General features: G+C 62.4%; 17 protein-coding genes and 1 tRNA gene. 9 read left to right on the forward strand and 9 right to left on the reverse strand.

The features are described from left to right. The first annotated feature begins 9 nt into the window (after window positions 1–9). The 4 genes from IT775_RS04115 to IT775_RS04130 are packed head-to-tail and all read left to right on the forward strand — an operon-like array spanning window position 10 to window position 4,169. Entirely contained in the window at window positions 10–1,137 is a 1,128-nt protein-coding gene (locus tag IT775_RS04115; protein WP_212699806.1) for an ABC transporter ATP-binding protein, read from the forward strand. Window position 1,138: 1 nt separating this feature from the next. Beyond that, entirely contained in the window at window positions 1,139–2,029 is an 891-nt protein-coding gene (locus IT775_RS04120; RefSeq protein ID WP_212699807.1) for an ABC transporter permease subunit, read from the forward strand. Next, entirely contained in the window at window positions 2,026–2,841 is an 816-nt protein-coding gene (locus IT775_RS04125; RefSeq protein ID WP_212699808.1) for an ABC transporter permease, read from the forward strand. Before IT775_RS04120 ends, IT775_RS04125 begins: the two co-directional genes overlap by 4 nt. Next, window positions 2,841–4,169: an NAD(P)/FAD-dependent oxidoreductase gene (locus IT775_RS04130; protein WP_212699809.1), complete on the forward strand. Its 1,329-nt coding sequence runs from the start codon at window positions 2,841–2,843 to the stop codon at window positions 4,167–4,169. Before IT775_RS04125 ends, IT775_RS04130 begins: the two co-directional genes overlap by 1 nt. A gap of 76 nt (window positions 4,170–4,245) precedes the next feature. Here IT775_RS04130 and IT775_RS04135 read toward each other — a convergent pair whose 3' ends face one another. After that, the gene (locus IT775_RS04135; RefSeq protein ID WP_212699810.1) at window positions 4,246–5,169 is read right to left on the reverse strand and encodes a DMT family transporter; all 924 of its coding nucleotides are present in this window, start codon (window positions 5,167–5,169) and stop codon (window positions 4,246–4,248) included. Between the two features lie 129 nt (window positions 5,170–5,298). Between IT775_RS04135 and IT775_RS04140 the strand changes: the two genes are divergently transcribed. Both IT775_RS04140 and IT775_RS04145 read left to right on the forward strand, forming a co-directional pair. Further along, window positions 5,299–6,819 (forward strand): malonate--CoA ligase, encoded by a 1,521-nt coding sequence (locus IT775_RS04140; RefSeq protein WP_212699841.1) that lies wholly within the window; start codon window positions 5,299–5,301, stop codon window positions 6,817–6,819. 139 nt (window positions 6,820–6,958) lie between these two features. After that, window positions 6,959–7,549, forward strand: a complete 591-nt coding sequence (locus tag IT775_RS04145; RefSeq protein ID WP_212699811.1) for an outer membrane protein — start codon at window positions 6,959–6,961, stop codon at window positions 7,547–7,549. Between the two features lie 49 nt (window positions 7,550–7,598). On the opposite strand, the gene msrA is transcribed toward IT775_RS04145, so the two are convergent. The 5 genes from msrA to mtgA all read right to left on the reverse strand — a co-directional run bounded on the left by msrA (window position 7,599) and on the right by mtgA (window position 11,190). Next, a complete protein-coding gene (msrA, locus tag IT775_RS04150) occupies window positions 7,599–8,099 on the reverse strand; it encodes a peptide-methionine (S)-S-oxide reductase MsrA (RefSeq protein WP_212699812.1) in 501 nt (166 codons plus the stop codon). Further along, the gene (gene msrB / locus IT775_RS04155) at window positions 8,096–8,542 is read right to left on the reverse strand and encodes a peptide-methionine (R)-S-oxide reductase MsrB (RefSeq protein WP_212699813.1); all 447 of its coding nucleotides are present in this window, start codon (window positions 8,540–8,542) and stop codon (window positions 8,096–8,098) included. The genes msrA and msrB overlap by 4 nt, the downstream gene beginning before the upstream one ends. A 66-nt stretch (window positions 8,543–8,608) precedes the next feature. Then, window positions 8,609–9,658 carry a tRNA epoxyqueuosine(34) reductase QueG gene (queG, locus tag IT775_RS04160; protein WP_212699814.1) on the reverse strand — a complete coding sequence of 350 codons (1,050 nt, stop codon included), beginning with the start codon at window positions 9,656–9,658 and terminating at the stop codon, window positions 8,609–8,611. A gap of 75 nt (window positions 9,659–9,733) precedes the next feature. Beyond that, window positions 9,734–10,399, reverse strand: a complete 666-nt coding sequence (fzlA, locus tag IT775_RS04165; protein ID WP_212699815.1) for an FtsZ-binding protein FzlA — start codon at window positions 10,397–10,399, stop codon at window positions 9,734–9,736. A gap of 65 nt (window positions 10,400–10,464) precedes the next feature. Further along, entirely contained in the window at window positions 10,465–11,190 is a 726-nt protein-coding gene (gene mtgA / locus IT775_RS04170; RefSeq protein ID WP_212699816.1) for a monofunctional biosynthetic peptidoglycan transglycosylase, read from the reverse strand. Window positions 11,191–11,308: 118 nt separating this feature from the next. Here mtgA and IT775_RS04175 point away from each other — a divergent pair, with 118 nt between their 5' ends. Further along, a complete protein-coding gene (locus IT775_RS04175; protein WP_212699817.1) occupies window positions 11,309–11,815 on the forward strand; it encodes a hydrolase in 507 nt (168 codons plus the stop codon). A gap of 58 nt (window positions 11,816–11,873) precedes the next feature. On the opposite strand, the gene gltB is transcribed toward IT775_RS04175, so the two are convergent. Together gltB and IT775_RS04185 are read right to left on the reverse strand one after the other, a co-directional pair. Continuing rightward, entirely contained in the window at window positions 11,874–16,412 is a 4,539-nt protein-coding gene (gene gltB, locus IT775_RS04180) for a glutamate synthase large subunit (RefSeq protein WP_212699818.1), read from the reverse strand. Between the two features lie 88 nt (window positions 16,413–16,500). Continuing rightward, complete coding sequence (locus IT775_RS04185) at window positions 16,501–17,934, reverse strand: NAD(P)-dependent oxidoreductase (protein ID WP_212699819.1); 1,434 nt, start codon at window positions 17,932–17,934, stop codon at window positions 16,501–16,503. Window positions 17,935–18,159: 225 nt separating this feature from the next. On the opposite strand from IT775_RS04185, the gene IT775_RS04190 reads away from it, so the two are divergent. Further along, complete coding sequence (locus IT775_RS04190) at window positions 18,160–18,963, forward strand: undecaprenyl-diphosphate phosphatase (protein ID WP_212699820.1); 804 nt, start codon at window positions 18,160–18,162, stop codon at window positions 18,961–18,963. Window positions 18,964–19,011: 48 nt separating this feature from the next. Here the strand turns inward: IT775_RS04190 and IT775_RS04195 are convergent, their stop codons facing one another. After that, window positions 19,012–19,995 carry a complex I NDUFA9 subunit family protein gene (locus IT775_RS04195; protein ID WP_212699821.1) on the reverse strand — a complete coding sequence of 328 codons (984 nt, stop codon included), beginning with the start codon at window positions 19,993–19,995 and terminating at the stop codon, window positions 19,012–19,014. A 147-nt stretch (window positions 19,996–20,142) separates the two neighbouring features. On the opposite strand from IT775_RS04195, the gene IT775_RS04200 reads away from it, so the two are divergent. Beyond that, window positions 20,143–20,229 (forward strand) — tRNA-Leu (locus IT775_RS04200). Window positions 20,230–20,772: the final 543 nt, after the last annotated feature.

A 20,772-nucleotide genomic window follows, 5' to 3' on the forward strand; every position in this document is an offset into this window, starting at 1 on the left:
AGGACAGCCATGACTCAGACCGTATTCGCTCCTTGGGAGGAGCCCCGGGAAAAGCCGCTGATTCAGTTCAAGAACGTCACCAAGCGCTTCGGCAGCTTCACCGCAATCGACAATCTGACGCAGGACATATACGAGCGCGAATTCTTCGCGCTGCTGGGCCCGTCGGGCTGCGGCAAAACCACGATGATGCGGATGCTGGCAGGGTTCGAGGAACCAACCACCGGCCAGATCCTGCTGGCCGGTCAGGACATGGCGAAAGTGCCGCCCAATGAGCGCGCGGTGAACATGATGTTCCAGTCCTACGCGCTGTTCCCGCATCTGTCGGTATGGGACAACATCGCCTTCGGCCTGAAACGGATGAACATGCCGAAAGGCGAAATCGAAGCGCGGGTCGACGAAATGCTGCGACTGACCCGGCTGGAACGGTTCGCGAAGCGAAAACCGCATCAAATCTCGGGCGGTCAGCGGCAGCGCGTGGCGCTGGCCCGGTCGCTGGCGCGGGCGCCGAAGTTGCTGCTGCTGGACGAACCGCTGGGCGCGCTCGACAAGAAGCTGCGCCAGGACACCCAGTTCGAACTGATGGATATCCAGGAAAAGACCGGCACCACCTTCGTGATCGTGACCCACGACCAGGAAGAGGCAATGACCGTCGCCAGCCGCGTCGCGGTGATGGACGAAGGCAAGATCATCCAGGTGGCGACGCCCGACAAGATCTACGAAGAACCCAATTCGCGCTACGTGGCCGATTTCATCGGCGACGTGAACATCATCGAGGGCACCGCCAAGAAGGTCGGCGAAGACGGCTATGACATCACCTGGGCCGAGGGCCAGGAACCGTTCCACGCCAAGAGCAACCTGGAAATGAGCGACGGGCAGAAAGCCTATATCGCCATTCGCCCGGAAAAGATCGCCGTGTCGATGGACAAACCCGACGGCGCCTATAACTCGATCAAGGGCAAGATCGTCGACATCGCCTATCTGGGCAATATCTCGACCTACCATGTCGAAATTCCTGGCGGGAAGACGATCAAGGCGCAGACCGCCAACACCCGCCGCCTGTCACGGCGCAGCTTCACCTGGGAAGACGATGTCTGGCTCAGCTGGACCCTGACGGCCGGGTCGGTGCTGGAGCAATAGGATGAGACGTTTCCTCCTTATCTTCACCCCCTACGTCTGGCTTCTGGCGCTGTTCCTGGTGCCGTTCCTGATCGTGTTGAAAATTTCGCTCAGCGACACCGCGCTGGCGATCCCGCCCTACCTGCCGGTGATCGAATGGTCGGAAGGCTGGCAGGGCTTCAAGGATTTCCTGTCGCAGCTGGATTTCGAAAACTTCACTTGGCTGTCCCAGGACGATCTGTACTGGAAAGCCTACCTGTCCAGTCTGAAAATCGCCGCCCTGTCGACGCTGCTGACGCTGCTGGTCGGCTATCCCATCGCGTATGGCATGGCGCAGGCGCCGGATGAATGGCGCCCGACGCTGATGATGCTGGTAATCCTGCCGTTCTGGACCAGCTTCCTGATCCGGGTTTATTCTTGGATGGGCATCCTGGGCAATGAAGGATTGCTGAACCAGTTCCTGTTGTGGACCGGCGTGATTTCGGAACCCCTGCATATCATGAACACGCCCACGGCGGTTTATATCGGCATCGTCTACACCTATCTGCCGTTCATGATCCTGCCGATCTACGCGGCTCTGGAAAAGCTCGACAGCAGCCTGCTGGAGGCGGCCGAGGACCTTGGGTGTTCGCGCCTGTCGGCATTCTGGCTGGTGACCATCCCGCTGTCGAAAAACGGCATCATCGCCGGCAGTTTCCTGGTCTTCATCCCGGCGCTTGGCGAATTCGTGATCCCGTCGCTGCTGGGCGGATCGGGAACGCTGATGATCGGCAAGGTGCTGTGGGAGGAATTCTTCTCCAACCGTGACTGGCCGGTGGCCAGCGCCGTTGCGGTGGTTCTGCTGCTGATCCTGATCATCCCGATCATCCTGTTCCAGCGCAACGAACAGAAAGCACGGGAGGCGGATCAATGAGACGGTTTTCATGGTTCAATGCCACGTCCCTGACGCTCGGCTTCGTCTTTCTCTACCTGCCGATGGTGATCCTGGTGATCTACAGCTTCAACGCTTCGAAGCTGGTCACCGTCTGGGCCGGCTTTTCAACCCGCTGGTATGGCGAACTGATGCAGAACGAAGCCTTCCTGGACGCGGCCTGGGTCACACTGCAAGTGGCGGTGTCTTCATCCACGATCGCAACGGTCCTGGGCACGATGGCGGCCTATGTGTTGGTGCGCGGCGGCCGATTCCTGGGCAGGACGCTGTTTTCCGGCATGATCTACGCACCGCTGGTGATGCCCGAAGTGATCACCGGCTTGTCGCTGCTGTTGCTGTTCATCGGGATCGGGCTGGATCGCGGCATCTTCACCATCGTTCTGGCGCATACGACCTTTTCGATGTGCTACGTTTCGGTGGTGGTGTCGTCGCGGCTGGTCAGCTTCGACAAATCGCTGGAAGAAGCGGCGCGCGATCTGGGCTGCACGCCAATGCAGTCCTTCTGGCTGGTCACCCTGCCGATCATAGCCCCGGCGGTTCTTTCCGGCTGGCTTCTGGCCTTCACCCTGTCGCTTGATGACCTGGTGATCGCATCCTTCACCGCCGGACCCTCGGCCACCACGCTGCCGATCAAGATCTTCTCGGCGGTGCGTCTGGGCGTCAGCCCTGAAATCAACGCGCTGTCGACCATCATGATCGCGATCGTCACCGTCGGTGTCATTTCCGCCTCACTGGTGTCCAAACGGTCGGTGGCGCGGCAGCAGCGCGAAGAACTGGAGGCGGTGAAAAGCTAATGCGTCGGATCATGCCGGAGTACGCCTATGGCCCGGGACCGCACCAGCGCTGTTTCTGGGGGGCGAGCACTCTGCCCGGCGACCCGTTGTCGCCGGCACAGGGCACAATCCGCAGCGAATTCGCGGTGATCGGCGCCGGGTTCACCGGATTGAACGCCGCTCTGCGGCTTGCGCAGGCTGGCCATGACGTCACCGTTCTAGAGGCCGAAAGCCCCGGCTGGGGCGCCTCGGCCCGCAATGGCGGATTCTGTTGCCTGGGCGGGACTGCCCTGTCGTTCAAGGCCATCGCCAAGCGACACGGAGAACAAGGGCTGAAGGAATGGGGCGCCACGGAAATCGCCGCGATCGAACAGGTCCGGTCGTTCCTGACCCGGACGGGCACCGATGCCGATATCCATTCCGACGGCGAAACCATCCTGGCCCATTCGCCCGCCGCCATGCGGGATCTGCGCGCAGAACAGGCCGAATTAGAGACTGTTTACGGCGTCAAAACAGACCTGATCGAGGCCGAAGAGATGGCCGCGCAGGGAATGCGCGGGCGGTTTTTCGGGGCGCTGACTTTGCCCAACGGTTTCGGACTGAACCCGCGCAAATATGCCGATGGGCTGGCCCGCGCCTGCCTTGCGGCTGGGGTGACGATCCACGGGCATAGCCCGGTTCTGTCGGTCAGGCGCGACGGCGAAGCCTTCGCATTGAAAACGCCCGGGGCCGACGTGCAGGCCGACAAGGTGATCTTTGCCACCAACGGCTATTCCTCCGAGGACGTGCCTGACTGGATGCGCGGCCGCTACATGCCTCTGCAATCCAACGTGCTGGTCACCCGGCCGTTGACCCCGGACGAAATCCGCGCCGGGTGGGGCAGCGATCAGATGGCCTATACCCACCAGACCTTCCTGAATTATTTCCGGCTGATGCCGAACGGGCAGTTCCTGTTCGGCATGCGCGGCGGCCTGAATTCATCGCCGAAGGTCGACGCAGCGCTGCACCGGCGCACCCGTGAACGTTTCGAAGCGGTCTTTCCCGACTGGGCGCATGTGGAAACGCCCCATTGCTGGAACGGCATCCTGGCCTTTTCGGCCAAGCGCGCGCCCTATGTCGGACCGATCCCGGAACTGCCGGGGGCCTATGTCGGATTCGCCTATCACGGCAATGGTGTCGCGATGGGATCCTATGCCGGAGCGCTGCTGGCCGATATCGCCCGGGGGAAGGATCCTGACAGGCTCTATCCCGCCCTGATGCGCGATATACCGGGCCGTTTCCCGCTGGGCCGGTTCCGCCGGGTGCTGATGTCGCCGGGATACGCCTATGCGGCGCTGACCGGGAAATGACCGGCCCGGCCTCGGGGCCGGGCGGCAACCATGCCCGATACAGTCTCTAATATGGGTTTATTCGGCCGTTTCGGCCCTAGCCCTGCGGCGTCATCCCCGACCGCGCCTTGGCCCGCTTCAGCCCGAGCGCATGTTCGCGCCAGATGATCAGGACACCGGCCAGGATCACCAGCGACGCGCCCAGCAACATCTGCTGTGTCGGAATCTCGGAAAACACGAAATACCCGATCAGAAGCGCGAACAGCATCGAGGCGTAATCGAACGGCGCCACCACCGAGGCCCCGGCGAAGCGGTAGGCCGAGGTCAGGAATATCTGCCCCAGTCCGCCAACCAGCCCCGCCACGATCAGCAACCCCGCCTCGGGCAGGTCGGGCACGACCCAGCCGAACGGCAGCGTCAGCAGCGACAGCGTGGTCGAGGTCAGCGAAAAGAAGAACACGATGGCCGATGTCTGTTCGGTCTGTACCAGGTTGCGGACGTGGATCTGCGCCAGCGCGGCGAACACCGCCCCCAGCAGCACGAAGGCCGCGCCGAGCGCCTGCGTCGTCTTCACCGTTTCCCCCGCAAACAGGGTCAGCCGCGGTTCGATCACGATCAGAACCCCGATCAGCCCCAGCCCCACCGCCGTCATCCGGAACAGATGCACCTTTTCGCCCAGGAACATCGCCGCGAAGATCACCGTCAGCAGCGGCGCGGCATAGCCGATCGCGGTCACCTCGGGCAGCGGCAACAGCCCCAGCCCGGCAAACATCATCCCCATCGCGGCGGTGCCGACGAAACCGCGCCAGAAATGCCCCATCGGCGACGCCACCTTCAGCCCGGTGCGCAGATCGCCGCGCAGCCAGAGCCAGCCGAAGATCACCGGCATGGCGAACAGCGAGCGGAAAAACACCGCCTCGCCGGGCGGGACGTGGCCCGATGTCGCCTTGATCAGCGACGCCATGGTAATGAACATCAGCACCGAAGCGATTTTCAGGGTGATACCTTTGGCCGGGTTCATATTCGGGGTCTCCTCGCGGTCGCGGGGATGCTGAACGGGTTAATGAAAAAGGTCCACCCCTTGCACTTGCGAAAATCCATGCGAAAACAGCATGGCCAGAATGCAAAATTCACGAGGATCGGGAAGACCATGTTCGACGCCAACTACCTTGTCAGCCGCCTGTCTCAAGCCGCGGACACCACCCCCGACAAAGTCTTCGCCACCCGCCCCGGCCTGCCCGACGTGAGTTATGCCGCGCTGTTCGAAGGGGCGCAGAGGCTGGCGCAGAAGCTGATCGCAACCGGCCTGCGCCCCGGTGACCGGGTCGCGGTGCAGGTGGAAAAGACGCTTGAAGCGGTCGAGCTGTACCTTGGCACGGTTCTGGCCGGCGGCATCTTCCTGCCGCTCAATAGCGCCTACACAGGCTCTGAAGTGGCCTATTTCGTCACCGACGCCACCCCGCGCATCCTGGTCTGCGATCCGGGCCGGGTGGCGGAACTGATCCCGTTGGCCGGCGACGCAACCGTGTTCACGCTGGACAAGGGCGGCAAGGGGACGTTGATGGAAGACCTGCCCGCCGCCGATCCCGATTTTCAGCCGGTGCCGCGCGGCGCCGACGACCTGGCCGCGATCCTTTACACCTCCGGCACCACGGGGCGGTCGAAGGGCGCGATGCTGAGCCACAAGAACCTCGCCTCCAACTCCGAAAGCCTACGCGAGTTGTGGCGCTTCACCGCTGACGACGTGCTGATCCACGCGCTGCCGATCTTCCACACCCACGGTCTGTTCGTCGCCACCAATGTCAGCCTGCTGGCCGGGGCCTCGGTGGTGTTCCTACCCAAGTTCGATGCCGAAGCGATCCTCGACGCGATGCCGAACGCGACCGCGCTGATGGGGGTGCCGACCTTCTACACCCGGCTTTTGGACAGCCCGCGCCTGACGCTGGAACAGTCCCGAAACATGCGGCTTTTCATTTCCGGGTCCGCCCCGCTGCTGGTCGACACGCACGAGAAATGGGAACAGCGCACCGGCCATCGCATCCTTGAACGCTACGGCATGACCGAAACCAACATGAGCACCTCGAATCCCTATGACGGCGAACGCCGTGCGGGCACCGTGGGTTTCCCGCTGCCGGGGGTCGAACTACGGATCATGGCCGACGGCAAGGAAATGGGCCCCGGCGAAATCGGCGTGATCGAGGTACGCGGCGACAACGTGTTCCAGGGCTACTGGCAGATGCCGGAAAAGACGGCCGAGGAACTGCGCCCCGACGGGTGGTTCATCACCGGCGACCTGGCCACGCGCGACGCTGACGGTTACGTCACCATCGTCGGCCGCGCCAAGGATCTGATCATCACCGGCGGCTTCAACGTCTACCCGAAAGAGCTGGAAAGCCTGATCGACGACATCCCGGGCGTATTGGAAAGCGCCGTCATCGGCGTGCCGCATCCCGATTTCGGCGAAGCGGTAGTGGCCGTGGTTGTCCGCGAAGACCCCGCGCTGACGCCGGAGCAGATCGAGGCCGTGACCGGTCGCGACTTGGCCAAGTTCAAACAGCCGAAAAAGATCCTGTTTGTGCCGGAACTGCCCCGCAACACGATGGGAAAAGTGCAGAAGAAGGCACTGCGGGAAACCTGTGGCGACATGTTCAGCCGGAACCCGCCGAGCTGACCCGAGGGCATCGGCAGGCTTTGGCCGACACGAAACCGTCGGGTTTAAATCCATCCAACGAGCCCCAGATTACCATTCGTTCAACCCTGCATGCGGCCATCGGGCCCCATGCCAAAACGAAGAACGAAAGGAACTGGATATGACTTTCAAACGATTGAGCCTTGCCACCGTGGGCGCGGCCCTGATCGCCGCCCCCGCCTTTGCCGGATCGGTCGCCCCGGCCCCGGCAGACCCCGTCATCGCCCCGGCCCCGGTTGCGTCGCCCGGCATCGACTGGACCGGCGCCTATGGCGGCCTGAGCCTCGGCTACGCCGACGTCAGCACCTCGGGCGCCGCGTCGCTCAGCGGTGACGGCATGATCGGCGGTCTGAGCCTCGGCTACGACTACGACCTCGGCAATATCGTGCTGGGCGCGGGGATTGATTACGACATCTCCGATATCGATGTCGGCGGCGCCGATACGCTGGAAAGCGTGGCCCGGCTGAAGCTGCGCGCCGGTTACGAAATGGGGCGCGGTCTGCTCTATGCCACCGGCGGTGCCGCCCAGGCCTCGCTGGCAAACCTGGGAGAGGATACCGGGTATTTCGCCGGGATCGGCTATGAACACATGCTGACCGACAAGGTGTCGATCGGCGGCGAGGTCCTGTATCACGCCTTCGACGATTTCAACGGATCGGGCATCGATGTCGAAGCGACCACGGCCGCGGCCAAGGTCAATTTCCGCTTCTGATACTGAAACGGGCGCTCGTCAGAGCGCCCGTTTTCCGCTGGATCAGTCTCTATTTCCGGCTTGGAAGCACCCAGTCCGGGCGCGCGAAATGACACGTGTAGCCATTGGGCAACCGTTCTAGGTAATCCTGATGTTCGGGTTCCGCTTCCCAGAAGTCGCCCACCGGTTCGACCTCGGTCACCACCTTGCCGGGCCACAGCCCGCTGGCCTCGACATCGGCGATGGTATCGAGCGCGCATTCTTTCTGCGCCTCGTCCACGTAGTAGATCGCGGACCGGTAGCTCAGCCCGATATCATTGCCCTGCCGGTTCAGCGTCGTCGGGTCGTGAATCTGGAAAAAGAATTCCAGCAGCTTGCGGTAGCTCGTTTTGGCGGGATCGAAGATGATCTCGATCCCCTCGGCATGGGTGCCGTGGTCGCGATAGGTCGCGTTGGGCACATCGCCGCCGGTATAGCCCACCCGCGTGCGGATCACCCCGGGCAGCTTGCGGATCAGGTCCTGCATGCCCCAGAAACAGCCCCCTGCCAGAACAGCGCGTTGTTCCATCATACGTCCTCCACCTGGTTCAGGTAATCGCCATAGCCCTCGGCCTCCATGTCGTCACGATTGATGAAGCGCAGCGACGCCGAATTGATGCAATAGCGCAAGCCCCCGCGATCCGGCGGCCCGTCGTTGAACACATGGCCCAGATGGCTGTCACCATGGGCCGAGCGGACCTCGGTCCGCACCATGCCGTGGCTGGTGTCGTCCAGTTCGGCAATGTTGGCAGGTTCGATCGGCTTGGTGAAACTGGGCCATCCGCACCCCGATTCATACTTGTCCGACGACGCGAACAGCGGCTCTCCCGACACCACGTCGACATAAATCCCCGGTTCGGTGTTGCGCAGCAACTTGCCCGAACCGGGCCGTTCGGTTCCGTTTTCCTGCGTCACCCAGAACTGTTCCGGGGTCAGATTGGCCACCACGTCGAGGTTTTTCTCGTATTTCGGCATCTCGGCCCTCCCGTCCTGTTTCGCCCTGCTAAGATGGTGCAAAATGCGCGAAAGCAAAGCCTTGTTTCACTGCGATGGCGAATTCGTGTTCAGCCGCGCCACCGCCCAACGCGCCGCATCCGCTACGGTCGCGTCATCGTCCCCGACCAATCGCTGCGCCACCGGGATCATGTCGGGCGCACCGGAATTTCCGACCGCGTACAGCACGTTGCGCACGAAACGGTTGCGGCCGATCCGCTTGATCGGACTGCCGGAAAAAAACGCCCGGAACCCGGCATCGTCCAGCGCGGCCAGTTCGGCCAGTCCCGGCGCCTTCAGTTCTTCGCGCGCATGGTAACGCAATTCACGCGCCTGCACCGCGAACTTGTTCCACGGGCAGGCGGCAAGGCAGTCATCGCAGCCATAGATGCGGTTGCCCAGCATCGGGCGCAGGTCTTCGTCCACCGGCCCGTGATGTTCGATGGTCAGGTAAGAAATACAGCGCCGCGCATCGATCTGATAAGGCGCCGGGAACGCCGACGTGGGGCAAATGTCCTGGCAAGCGGTACAGGATCCGCAATGATCTGTTTCGGCCGGATCAGTCTCTATATCCAGCGTGGTGAACACCGATCCGATGAAGAACCAGCTGCCCAAATCGCGGCTGACCAGGTTGGTATGCTTGCCCTGCCATCCCAGCCCCGCCGCCTGCCCCAAAGGCTTTTCCGCCACCGGCGCGGTATCGACGAACACCTTCACCTCGCCGCCGGCCTCCGCGATCAGCCAGCGCGCCAGACGCTTCAATCGCTTCTTGACCAGGTCGTGGTAATCGCGGTTCTGGGCATAGACCGAAATCGCCCCCCGGTCTCGGTGCTGCAGAATTTCCAGCGGGTCATGCTGCGGCGTATAGCTTTCCGCCAGCATGATGACCGACCGCGCCTCGGGCCAGAGCGCGGCCGGATTGCCGCGCCATTCCGCCCGATTCTCCATCCATTCCATCTGCCCGTGCCGGCCTGCGTCCAAAAACGCGGCCAGACGATCGGGCACCTGCGGGATGTCGCCGGGCCCGCAGATCCGACAGGCGTCGAACCCCTCTTCGAGGGCCCGCTCGACCAGTCTCTGTTTCAGCGCAACTCCCATCTTCTTCTTTTCCCAAATATCCCGGGGGAGTCGCCCAAGGGGCGACGGGGGCAGCGCCCCCAAAGCGCGGCCGGATCAGAAATCCAGATCGGAATAATGCGCCGGCTGCGGAAAACCGGGAATCTGGTCGGCCAGGATCGACCGGAACGCCGGGCGCGACTTGATCTTGGCATACCAATCCTTGACCACCGCGTGCCGGTTCCAGTCCACGTCGCTGATATAGTCGAGCGATGACAGATGCGCGGCGGCGGCGAAATCGGCGATGCTCATGTCGTTGCCCGCCAGCCAGCGGCGCTGGTCCAACAGCCACGCCATGTAATCGAGGTGATACTTGATCTTCTGCGCCCCAGCTTTCACGTTCTTCGAATCCGGATAGCCAAGCCCCATCACCTTCTTGTTGACCCGCTCGTAGAGCAGCTTCGAAGTCACCTCGTGATGGAACTTGTCATCGAACCACGCTGCCAGCCGGCGCGCCTCGTAGCGTTCATCCGGGGTGCGCGGCAGCAGTGGCGGATCGGGATAGACCTCTTCGAGGTATTCGCAGATCGCGCCGCTTTCGGCCATCGTCTTGCCGTCCAGCCGCAGCACCGGAACCTTGGCGCCGGGATTGCGGCGCAGGAAATCGGCATCCTGTTCCCAGTAACGTTCCTCGACCAGTTCGCATTCGATGCGCTTCTCGGCCAGGCACAGGCGGACCTTGCGGCAGAACGGGGACAGGGGAAAATGGTACAGCTTGGCCATCGGCACTCGGATCTCTGATTAACGGGAACGGGCGTGACCCTGAATGCCCGCTCGGGCGTGGATTTTCAATCCTCGAAACACGCCGCGCGGCCGTCTCGGCGGATCGTTTCCGCCCCGTCCATGATCACCGCCGCGCGGCGGCGGACGAATTCGGCGGGTTTCGATGCCGACCGCGCCTTGGGCGAGGGCAGGATCGCCGCCAGCCGCGCAGCCTGCACCGGGCTCAGCTTCGCCGCGCTGACACCGAAATAATGCCGGGCCGCCGCATCGACACCGAACACGCCTTCGTCGAATTCCGCCACGTTCAGGTAGACCTCGACGATACGCCGTTTCGTCCAGACCAGTTCGACCATCGGCGTCATCAGGGTTTCCAGCGCCTTGCGCGGCCAGCTGCGGCCATGCCAGAGGAAGGTGTTCTTCACCACCTGCTGGCTGATCGTGGAGGCACCGCGATTCGCGCCGTCCTCGATCGCGGCGCGAATCGCCGACATGTCGAAGCCCCAGTGATTGCAGAAATTGGCATCCTCCGCCGCCACCACCGACCGCGCCATCACCGGCGCGATGTCGTCCAGGTCGACCCATTGCCGCTTGATCCCGCCAAGGCGGTTTTCTTCCTGCTTCATGTAGATCGTGACGGGCGGATCGACGAAGGCATAGGCCGCGATCCACACCATCGACAGCCCCCAGGCCACGATCAATCCGCGCAGAGTCCAGCGGGCCAGCCAGCGGAACGGCCGAGTCGGCTGCTTCTTCTTGGTTTTTTTCCTCGATGTCCGGGTCTTGCCTGCCATGTCCCAGCTATAGGCGCGGGCCGGGGTCGAGAAAAGGCCTCTGCTCGTTTTGCCCCAAATCAAGGCGGTCCTTCGCGAAGCGCCTTATTCAATCGGCATGCTGCAAAGGAGTTCTGCGATGAAGACCAACCAACTGCCGCATTACGACATGACCGACAATCCCACCGGATGCTGTCCGCGCTTCCACCCCGAGGGCTGGGACGGGGTGACACTGCATTTCATGGACAAGCCCTTCCTGCGCGCCGAAACCCGGTCCGCGATGCATGTACCGCTGAACATGGGCAAGGTGTTTTCCCGGGTCCAGGCCCATGTCGAGGAGGCCGGCGGGTTCGATCCCGACGACACGATCGTGATGAGCCGGGATCTGTCGCCGTGGAAATCCGAACACCTGTTCGCCGTCTCGAAACCGGTGCAGGACGAAGAGATGGTGACCCTGTCGGGCAATTTCATCACCAAGGTGTTCGAAGGCCCCTATCGCGAGGCCAAGGGCTGGTATCAGGAAATGAAGGACATGGCCGCCGCGCGCGGCAAGACCGACGGCGAGGTCTGGTTCTTCTACACCACCTGCCCGAAATGCGCCAACGTCTACGGCAAGAACTACGTCGTGGGTTTGGCCGAGGTCTGATCCAAATGAAAACGGCGGCCGCACGGGCCGCCGTTCTCGATATCGTTGAAAGCGGGTTTTATTCCGCCGGGACCGCGGTTTCCTCAAGGCTCAGCGGGTGCGGGATATGCACCAGCATCTCTTTCGGGCAGACTTGGACGAAGTTCTTCACCTCAAGGTCCCAGTGCTGCAGGATCTCGGCCGCCTTGCGGCTGCCGGTTTCCGCCAGGTGCTGTTCGATCAGGCCCTTCAGCTGATCGTGCCAGTAGGGCACGGTCACCGGGCAGGTCACCAGCGTTTCCATGTTCATCATGGTGTCGGCCTGCCCTTCCGGATCGTAGAGATAGGCCATGCCGCCGGTCATGCCGGCACCGAAGTTGGCGCCGATGGAGCCCAGGATCACCGCCACGCCGCCGGTCATGTATTCACAACCGTTCGATCCGCAGCCTTCGATCACCACCTTGGCGCCCGAGTTCCGGACCCCGAAGCGTTCCCCGGCGCGGCCCGCCGCGAACAGGTACCCGTCGGTCGCCCCGTAAAGCACGGTGTTTCCGATGATGGTATTGTCCTCGGCCACCAGCGGGCTTGCCATCGGCGGACGCACCACAACGGTACCGCCGCTGAGGCCCTTGCCGACATAGTCGTTGGCGTCGCCCGACACTTCCAGCTTCAGCCCCGGTGCCGCGAAGGCGCCCAGCGACTGACCGGCCGACCCGGTCAGCTTCACCGTCAGGTGGTCCGGCTGCAGCGCATTGCGCATGCCGAAATTCTTGACGATGTGGCTGGAAACGCGTGTGCCGACGGTACGGTCGGTGTTCTGCACCGCGTAGCTGAGCTGCATCTTTTCGCCGTCTTCGAGGAACCGCTGCGCGTCGCGCACGATTTCCGCATCCAGCGTGTCGGGCACCGCGTTGCGCGGCTTGTTGCGGTCATAGGTGATGTCCTTGACGCCATCGACCATCAGCAGCAGCGGGTTCAGGTCCAGATCGTCCAGATGCGCGGACCCGCGGCTGACCTGGCTCAGCAGGTCGGCACGGCCGATCACTTCGTCCAGCGACCGCGCACCGATGGAGGCGAGGATTTCCCGCACTTCCTGCGCGTAGAAGGTGATCAGGTTCACCACCTTGTCGGCATTGCCGGTGAACTTGGCGCGCAGGGATTCGTCTTGGGTACAGACGCCCACCGGGCAGGTGTTCGACTGGCACTGACGCACCATGATACAACCCATCGCGATCAGCGCGGCGGTGCCGATGCCGTATTCTTCGGCACCCATCATGGCGGCCATGACGATGTCGCGACCGGTGCGCAGACCGCCATCGGTCCGCAGGGTCACGCGTTCGCGCAGGTTGTTCATCGCCAGAACCTGGTGCGCCTCGGTCAGGCCCATTTCCCACGGCAGACCCGCGAACTTGATCGAGGTCGCGGGCGACGCGCCGGTGCCGCCATTGGCGCCGGAAATCAGGATCACGTCGGCCTTGGCCTTGGCCACGCCGGCGGCGATGGTGCCAACGCCCGAGGACGCCACCAATTTCACCGTCACCTTACAGCGCGGGTTGATCTGCTTGAGGTCGTAGATCAGCTGCGCCAGGTCCTCGATCGAGTAGATGTCGTGGTGCGGCGGCGGCGAAATCAGCGTCACGCCCTTCGTCGAATGGCGCAGACGGGCGATCAGGTCGGTGACCTTCATGCCGGGCAGCTGGCCGCCTTCGCCGGGCTTGGCGCCCTGGGCCACCTTGATTTCCAGTTCTTCGCACTGGTTCAGGTATTCGGCGGTCACGCCGAACCGGCCCGAAGCCACCTGCTTGATCTTGGCCGACGGGTTGTCGCCATTGGGTTCCGGCACGAAATGCGCCGGATCTTCACCGCCCTCACCGCTGTCCGACTTGGCGCCGATCCGGTTCATTGCCACGTTCAGCGTCTTGTGCGCCTCGGGGCTGAGCGCGCCGAGCGACATGCCGGGCGTCACGAAGCGCTTGCGGATCGAGGTGATCGATTCCACTTCCTCGATCGGAAGCGCGGTGCCCAGCGGCTTGAAATCCATCAGGTCACGCAGGTGGATCGGCGGATTGCTTTGCATCTTGGCCGAATACTGTTTCCACAACTCGAAGGAGGCGCGATTGCAGGCCTGCTGCATCAGGTGCATGGTCTGAGCGCCCCAGGCATGGGTTTCGCCGGATTTGCGCGCCTTGTAGAAGCCGCCGATCGGCAGCACGTCGCGGCCGCCGCGCCAGCCTTGGGCGTGGACTTCCTCGACCTTCTTCTGAATGCCGCTGACGCCGATGCCCGAGATGCGCGAGGTCATGCCGGGGAAGAATTCCGCCACCATGGCGCGCGACAGGCCCACCGCTTCGAAGTTCAGGCCACCGCGATAGGACGAGATAACCGAGATGCCCATCTTCGCCATGATCTTCAGCAGGCCCTGGTCGATTGCATCGCGATAGCGCTTCACTGCCTCGGTCAGGGTGCCTTCGAGCAGACCGCGTTCGATCCGGTCGGCAAGGCTGTCTTCGGCCAGATAGGCATTCACGACAGTCGCGCCGCAGCCGATCAGCACCGCGAAATAATGCGGGTCGATGCATTCCGCCGAACGTACGTTCAGCGAACAGAAGGTGCGCAGCCCCTTGCGGGTCAGATGCGAATGCACCGCGCTGGTGGCCAGGATCATCGGCATCGCGATCCGGTCTGCGTTTTGGTTCCGGTCGGTCAGCACGAGGTGGCCAGCGCCGGAACGCACGGCGTCTTCGGCTTCGTTATGAATCCGTTCGAGATTGGCGCGCAGGGCGCCGCTGTCGGATCCGGCCGGGAAGGTACAATCGATTTCAACCAGATCAGCGTTGAACTGGCGCATCAGTTCTTCCCATTGCGCGTTGCCCACGAAGGGGCTTTCGAGCACCAGGATTTCGGTCTGGGCCGAGCTTTCGTCGAGCACGTTCTTGAGGTTGCCGAAGCGCGTCTTCAGCGACATCACCCGGTATTCGCGCAGGCTGTCGATCGGCGGGTTGGTCACCTGACTGAAGTTCTGCCGGAAGAAGTGGCTCAGCGGCCGGTACTGTTTCGACAGCACCGCCGAGGGCGTATCGTCGCCCATCGAGGCAAGCGCTTCCTTGCCGTCTTCGGCCATCGGGGCGAGGATCTGTTCCAGTTCCTCGATGCTGTAGCCCGCAGCGATCTGCCGCTTGCGCAGTTCGGCTCCGGTATAGACCGGTTTCTCGGTCAGGCCGGACAGGGCTTCGTCGAGGTCGTTGATCTTGCCGACCCAATCGCCGAAGGGCTGGGCCGATGACAGCTTGTTCTTGATTTCGGTGTCATGGAACAGCTGGCCTTCTTCCATGTCGACGGCCAGAAGCTGCCCCGGGCCAAGCGCGCCCTTTTCCTTCACCGATGCTTCGTCGGTGGGCACCATCCCGGCTTCGGACCCAGCGATCAGCAGGTCGTCGCCGGTCACCACATAGCGCATCGGACGCAGGCCGTTACGGTCCAGACCGGCACAGACCCAGCGGCCATCGGTCATCGCCAGGGCGGCAGGGCCGTCCCATGGTTCCATCACCGAATTGCAGTAGCTGTACATGTCGCGCCAGGCTTCGGGCAGTTCCTTGGCCTGCTTCGACCAGCTTTCGGGCACCAGCATGGTTTTCGCCATCGGCGCATTGCGCCCGGCGCGCACCAGAACCTCGAACACCGCGTCCAGCGCGGCCGAATCCGACGATCCCGACGGAATGATCGGCTTGATGTCTTCGGCAAGGTCGCCGAAGGCGCTGGACGCCATGCGGATTTCATGGCTCTTCATCCAGTTCACGTTGCCCTTCAGCGTGTTGATTTCGCCGTTATGGGCCAGCATGCGGAACGGTTGCGCCAACCACCATTCGGGGAAGGTGTTGGTCGAATACCGCTGGTGATAGATCGCGAAGGCGGATTCGAAGCGTTCGTCCTTCAGGTCGGGATAAAATTCGGCCACCTGTTCGGCCAGCATCATCCCCTTGTAGATGATCGACCGGCAGGACAGCGAACAGATGTAGAGGCTGCCGATACCGGCGGCGGCGGCGGCCTTTTCGATCCGGCGGCGGATCACGTAAAGTTCGCGTTCGAATTCTTCCTCGCTGATATCCTTGGCGTTGGAAATCAGGATCTGTTCGATTTCGGGCCGGGTCGCGTTGGCCTTTTCACCCAGGCAGGAAATGTCGACCGGCACGTGACGCCAGCCATAGATGTAATGCCCCATCCGCAGCACTTCGCTTTCGACGATGGTCCGACAGGTTTCCTGCGCCCCGAAATTGGTACGCGGCAGGAACACCTGCCCCACCGCCATCAGGCGGTCGGCATGCGGTTCATGGCCGGTGCGGCGGATCTGGTCATAGAAGAAGGGCACCGGGATCTGCACATGGATGCCCGCGCCATCGCCGGTTTTGCCGTCGGCGTCCACGGCACCACGGTGCCAGATCGCTTTCAGCGCGGTGATACCTGCATCGACGACCTTGCGGCTCGGTTTGCCATCCAGCGACACGACAAGGCCAACGCCGCAAGACGAATGTTCGTCCTCGACCCGGTACATGCCGTTTTCGGCAACCCATTGGCGCTTGGCTTCTTCGGCCGCGACCCAGTTTTCATCATATTTCGTCATATCCAACCCTTCCTTGTCTGGTGGGTCAGGACCCGGCAGCGGGTCCTAGAGAATTCGGTGGGGCGGGCGGGGGACCGCCCGGAATGGCTTATTCGGCGGCAACGGCCTTGGCGTCGTTGAGGTAATCGAGGATCGCCTCGGCGCTGTCGCGCCCGTCCTTGATCGCCCAGACCACCAGAGAGGCGCCGCGTACGATGTCGCCCACGGCGAACACCCCATCGAGCGAGGTCTGCCCGGTCTGGAAATCGGCGCGGATGGTGCCCCAGCGGGTCACTTCCAGCCCATCGACGCCCCAGAGCTTGGGCAGGTCTTCGGGTTCGAACCCAAGCGCCTTGATGACCAGATCGGCTTCTTCGACATAATCGGCGCCTTCGATCACCTCGGGAGCCTGACGGCCCGTGGCGTCCGGCGCGCCGAGGCGCATCTTTTGCACCATCACGCCGGTGACCGGATCGCCCACGAACCCTTTCGGCGCGGCCAGCCAGACGAATTCGACGCCTTCTTCCTCGGCATTCTGAACTTCGCGCTGCGACCCCGGCATGTTGGCGCGGTCACGACGGTATAGGCATTTGACCGAAGTCGCGCCCTGCCGGATCGCGGTGCGCACGCAGTCCATCGCGGTGTCGCCGCCGCCGATCACCACGACCTTCTTGCCGGCGGCGTTCAGCGATCCGTCTTCGTATTCCGGCACATCGTCGCCAAAGCTCAGCTTGTTCGACACGGTCAGGTAGTCGATCGCCCGCTCGATGCCGGTGGCGGTCGATCCCGGGCCGGTCAGGTCGCGGGTCTTGTACACGCCGGTGGCGATCAGGACCGCGTCATGCTTGCCGCGGATCGCGTCGAAGCTGATGTCTTCGCCGACGTTGCAGTTCAGAACGAATTCGACGCCGGATTTTTCCAGCTGATCGACCCGGCGCATCACCACGTCCTTTTCCAGCTTGAAGCCCGGAATGCCGTAGGTCAGCAACCCGCCGGCCCGGTCGTAACGGTCGTAAACGGTGACCTGCACCCCTTCGCGGCGCAGCATATCGGCCGCGGCCAGCCCGCCCGGACCCGCGCCGATGATGGCGACCGACTGATCGCGTTCGCTCGCCGGTGCGATCGGTTTCACCCAGCCCTTTTCCCAGGCGGTATCGGTGATGTATTTTTCCACCGATCCGATGGTCACGGTGCCGTGGCCCGACTGTTCGATCACGCAGTTGCCTTCGCACAGGCGATCCTGCGGGCAGATACGGCCGCAGATTTCCGGGAAGGTGTTGGTCGACTGGCTGATCGCATAGGCTTCTTCCAGCCGGCCGGTCGCGGTCATCCGCAGCCAGTCGGGAATGTTGTTGTGCAGCGGACAATGCGACTGACAATAGGGAACGCCGCACTGGCTGCAGCGGCTGGCCTGTTCCTTGGCCTTTTCGTCGGCGAATTCCGCGTAGATTTCGTTGAAATCCTTGTTGCGCTGATCGGCGTCACGCTTTTCCGGCATGTCGCGTTCAATCGTCACGAATTTCAGCATCGGTTGCTTTGCCACGTTGCTGCCTTTCCTGAAGGAAGAATTAGAGTCAGCGCTTCTTACGTTACCTGCGAAGGAAATAAAAGTCAGAAGAGCTTACCTATAATGTAGAAATAAGCGTAAAATCTGCCGCCCTGCAGCAATTTGGCGCAACTTATAGGTCCGATCCGGACCCATAAAAAATCTTTCGCCACATTCTCAATGCTTTATACCACAGGAGACACCTTCATCACAGAGCCGCCAATGCCCCTGTTCCACCTGCTCATTATCGCGTTGATTCAGGGCGTTACCGAATTCCTTCCCGTTTCTTCCTCTGGCCACCTGATTCTCATTCCGAATCTGACCGGGCTGCAGGATCAGGGACAGGTGATCGACGTCGCCGCCCATGTCGGCACGCTGGCGGCGGTGGTGCTGTATTTCTGGGCCGATGTCCGGGTCGGGCTGGCGGGCATTCCACGGATGCTGACCGGCCGGATCGACACGCCGGGATCAAAACTGGCCTTTCTTCTGGCGCTTGCGACCATTCCCGTCATCCTGTTCGGGCTGGCGCTGAAGCTGACCGGGTTCGACGAGGTGCTGCGCAGCACGGCGGTGATCGGCTGGACGATGCTGGGTTTTGGCCTGGTTCTGTTCTGGGCCGACCGCAAGGACCCGTCGCCGAAATCCGACACGGATTGGTCCCTGAAGGAAGCAATCGTCATGGGGTTGTGGCAGGCGGTGGCGCTGATACCCGGCACGTCGCGGTCGGGGATCACCATCACCGCCGGGCGGCTGCTTGGATATCAAAGGCACGACGCGGCGAAACTGTCGATGCTGATGTCGATCCCGACGATTTTCGCCAGCGGCGCACTGCTGACAGCCCAGGTGATCGAAACTGCGGATGCCGCCGCCGCGCGGGACGGGGCCATCGTCGCCGCGATGTCTTTCCTGTCCGCACTGCTGGCGCTCAGCCTGATGATGCGACTGCTGCGTTCGACCAGCTTCACACCCTACGTGATCTATCGCGTGATCCTCGGCGTGATCCTGCTTTTCATCGCCTACGCATGAAAAAGGGGCGGACCACGGCCCACCCCTTCAATCACGATATGAACCGGATCAACCGATCTTCAGGTTCTTCGCCGAATCCTTGATCGCATCGTACTGGCCCGTCGGACGGAACCGCCACAGGTAGTCGGGCAGAACCGCGCCTGCCGCCACCGGGGCGATGCCCAGATCGGCCAGCCCCCGGGCGCCTTCGGACACCACGTTGTCATTGGCCAGCAGCTTCACCTGGTCGCCGGTCAGCGGCGACTTGATCAGGCCAAGGCTGATCTTGCCCCCCAGTTCACCGAAGAAGGCAACGATGCGCGCCAACCAGAACGGCAGGTTCAGCACCAGCTTGCGGCGGTGGATCACTTTCAGCATCTGACCGATCAGTTCGCGCAGGGTGTTCACATCGGGACCGCCCAGTTCGTAAACGCCCGCCTCGGCCTTGCCCTCGACTGCCAGAACGGCGGCCTGGGCCACGTCATCGACATAGACCGGCTGGAACTTCGAATTGCCGCCGACGATCGGCAGCACCGGACCCATCCGCGACATCGAGGCGAAACGGTTGAAGAAATCGTCCTCGGGCCCGAAGATCACCGACGGGCGCAAAATCACCGCCCCGGGCATATGCGCCAGAACGGCGGCTTCGCCTTCGGCCTTGGTACGGGCGTAATCGCTTTGGCTTTCGGCATCGGCGCCGATCGCCGACAGCTGCACCATCGTTTCGATTCCCTGTTCGACGGCGATGCGGGCGATGCGCCCGGCGCCTTCGGCCTGAACCGCGTCGAAGGTGTTCTTGCCCGCTTCCGCCAGCAGCCCGACGCAGTTCACCACCGCATCAGCCCCCTGCATCACCGCGGCGACACTGGCATCATCGCGGATATTGCACAGTACCGGTTCGACCTGTCCGGGCGCACCATAGGGTTTTACATGCATCGCTTCGTTCGGGCGGCGCACGGCGACGCGGATGCGCCAGCCGTCTTTTGCCAGTCGCCGCGTGATATAGCGGCCAACAAAGCCCGACCCGCCATAGATGGTCACGAGTTTCGACATGAGGATGACTCCGGCAGATAGAATTCGCTGCGTCGTTCCTAGCTTCACGAGGGCGTTTTCACAAGGAGATATGGCTTTGATGAAAAAAGTTGAAAAACCTCGTTGACACCACCTGCGGGCGGGGATACATCGCCCCCCACGACACCTGCCCAGGTGGCGGAATTGGTAGACGCGCTAGCTTCAGGTGCTAGTGTCCGTATGGACGTGGAGGTTCGAGTCCTCTCCTGGGCACCAAAACTTCTCGAAATCGTTATATTCGTTAGCCCCTTAGGGGGCAGGGCCGATTTCGGCCCTTCCTGCGGCCCACCTGTTGTTCGTTGCTTGCTGAGCAACCAATCGGCCATACACCACCTTTGCAAAAGCCTTTCTCGGCATCGCCTCTTTCGACAGTCGTTTTACGACGGTGTCATCAACGTCGGTGACATGTTCTACACCGCCGGCGATGCCCGTTGGGCATCGATTGATATGAACCCGCCAACGCCTCGATTGAATTGCATGTCATCCTTGATCGCATTCGAACGAACCTTGTCGAAAAGGCCCTTGCTGCGCGTGTGGTCTACCATCAGCCTCATCTGCGGAACATCCGTACCCAATGAGGCAAAACCGGCGCGGCTCAAGCAGATAGTGTTTCAAACATACCCGCTTTGAGGCGATCCAACCTGACGTGACCATCTAAAACTGTGACGGATCTTCGGGATTATGACCTGCCACTGAACTTTCAACCAGTCGGAACCGGAGCCCTTTGGATTGATACGCCGATTGGCGCAGGTGGAGCAA

This window comes from Thalassovita aquimarina, from assembly GCF_018219815.1.
GTDB lineage: Bacteria > Pseudomonadota > Alphaproteobacteria > Rhodobacterales > Rhodobacteraceae > Thalassobius > Thalassobius aquimarinus.

Excerpts from the sequence above, each read along its gene's own strand:
- IT775_RS04190 (WP_212699820.1), top strand. The coding sequence starts at position 18,160 with ATGCCCCTGTTCCACCTGCTCATTATCGCGTTGATTCAGGGCGTTACC.
- mtgA (WP_212699816.1), bottom strand. The coding sequence starts at position 11,190 with ATGGCAGGCAAGACCCGGACATCGAGGAAAAAAACCAAGAAGAAGCAG.
- fzlA (WP_212699815.1), bottom strand. The coding sequence starts at position 10,399 with ATGGCCAAGCTGTACCATTTTCCCCTGTCCCCGTTCTGCCGCAAGGTC.
- gltB (WP_212699818.1), bottom strand. The coding sequence starts at position 16,412 with ATGACGAAATATGATGAAAACTGGGTCGCGGCCGAAGAAGCCAAGCGC.
- queG (WP_212699814.1), bottom strand. The coding sequence starts at position 9,658 with ATGGGAGTTGCGCTGAAACAGAGACTGGTCGAGCGGGCCCTCGAAGAG.
- IT775_RS04130 (WP_212699809.1), top strand. The coding sequence starts at position 2,841 with ATGCGTCGGATCATGCCGGAGTACGCCTATGGCCCGGGACCGCACCAG.
- IT775_RS04115 (WP_212699806.1), top strand. The coding sequence starts at position 10 with ATGACTCAGACCGTATTCGCTCCTTGGGAGGAGCCCCGGGAAAAGCCG.
- IT775_RS04195 (WP_212699821.1), bottom strand. The coding sequence starts at position 19,995 with ATGTCGAAACTCGTGACCATCTATGGCGGGTCGGGCTTTGTTGGCCGC.
- IT775_RS04125 (WP_212699808.1), top strand. The coding sequence starts at position 2,026 with ATGAGACGGTTTTCATGGTTCAATGCCACGTCCCTGACGCTCGGCTTC.
- IT775_RS04145 (WP_212699811.1), top strand. The coding sequence starts at position 6,959 with ATGACTTTCAAACGATTGAGCCTTGCCACCGTGGGCGCGGCCCTGATC.
- msrA (WP_212699812.1), bottom strand. The coding sequence starts at position 8,099 with ATGATGGAACAACGCGCTGTTCTGGCAGGGGGCTGTTTCTGGGGCATG.
- IT775_RS04135 (WP_212699810.1), bottom strand. The coding sequence starts at position 5,169 with ATGAACCCGGCCAAAGGTATCACCCTGAAAATCGCTTCGGTGCTGATG.
- IT775_RS04175 (WP_212699817.1), top strand. The coding sequence starts at position 11,309 with ATGAAGACCAACCAACTGCCGCATTACGACATGACCGACAATCCCACC.
- msrB (WP_212699813.1), bottom strand. The coding sequence starts at position 8,542 with ATGCCGAAATACGAGAAAAACCTCGACGTGGTGGCCAATCTGACCCCG.
- IT775_RS04120 (WP_212699807.1), top strand. The coding sequence starts at position 1,139 with ATGAGACGTTTCCTCCTTATCTTCACCCCCTACGTCTGGCTTCTGGCG.
- IT775_RS04140 (WP_212699841.1), top strand. The coding sequence starts at position 5,299 with ATGTTCGACGCCAACTACCTTGTCAGCCGCCTGTCTCAAGCCGCGGAC.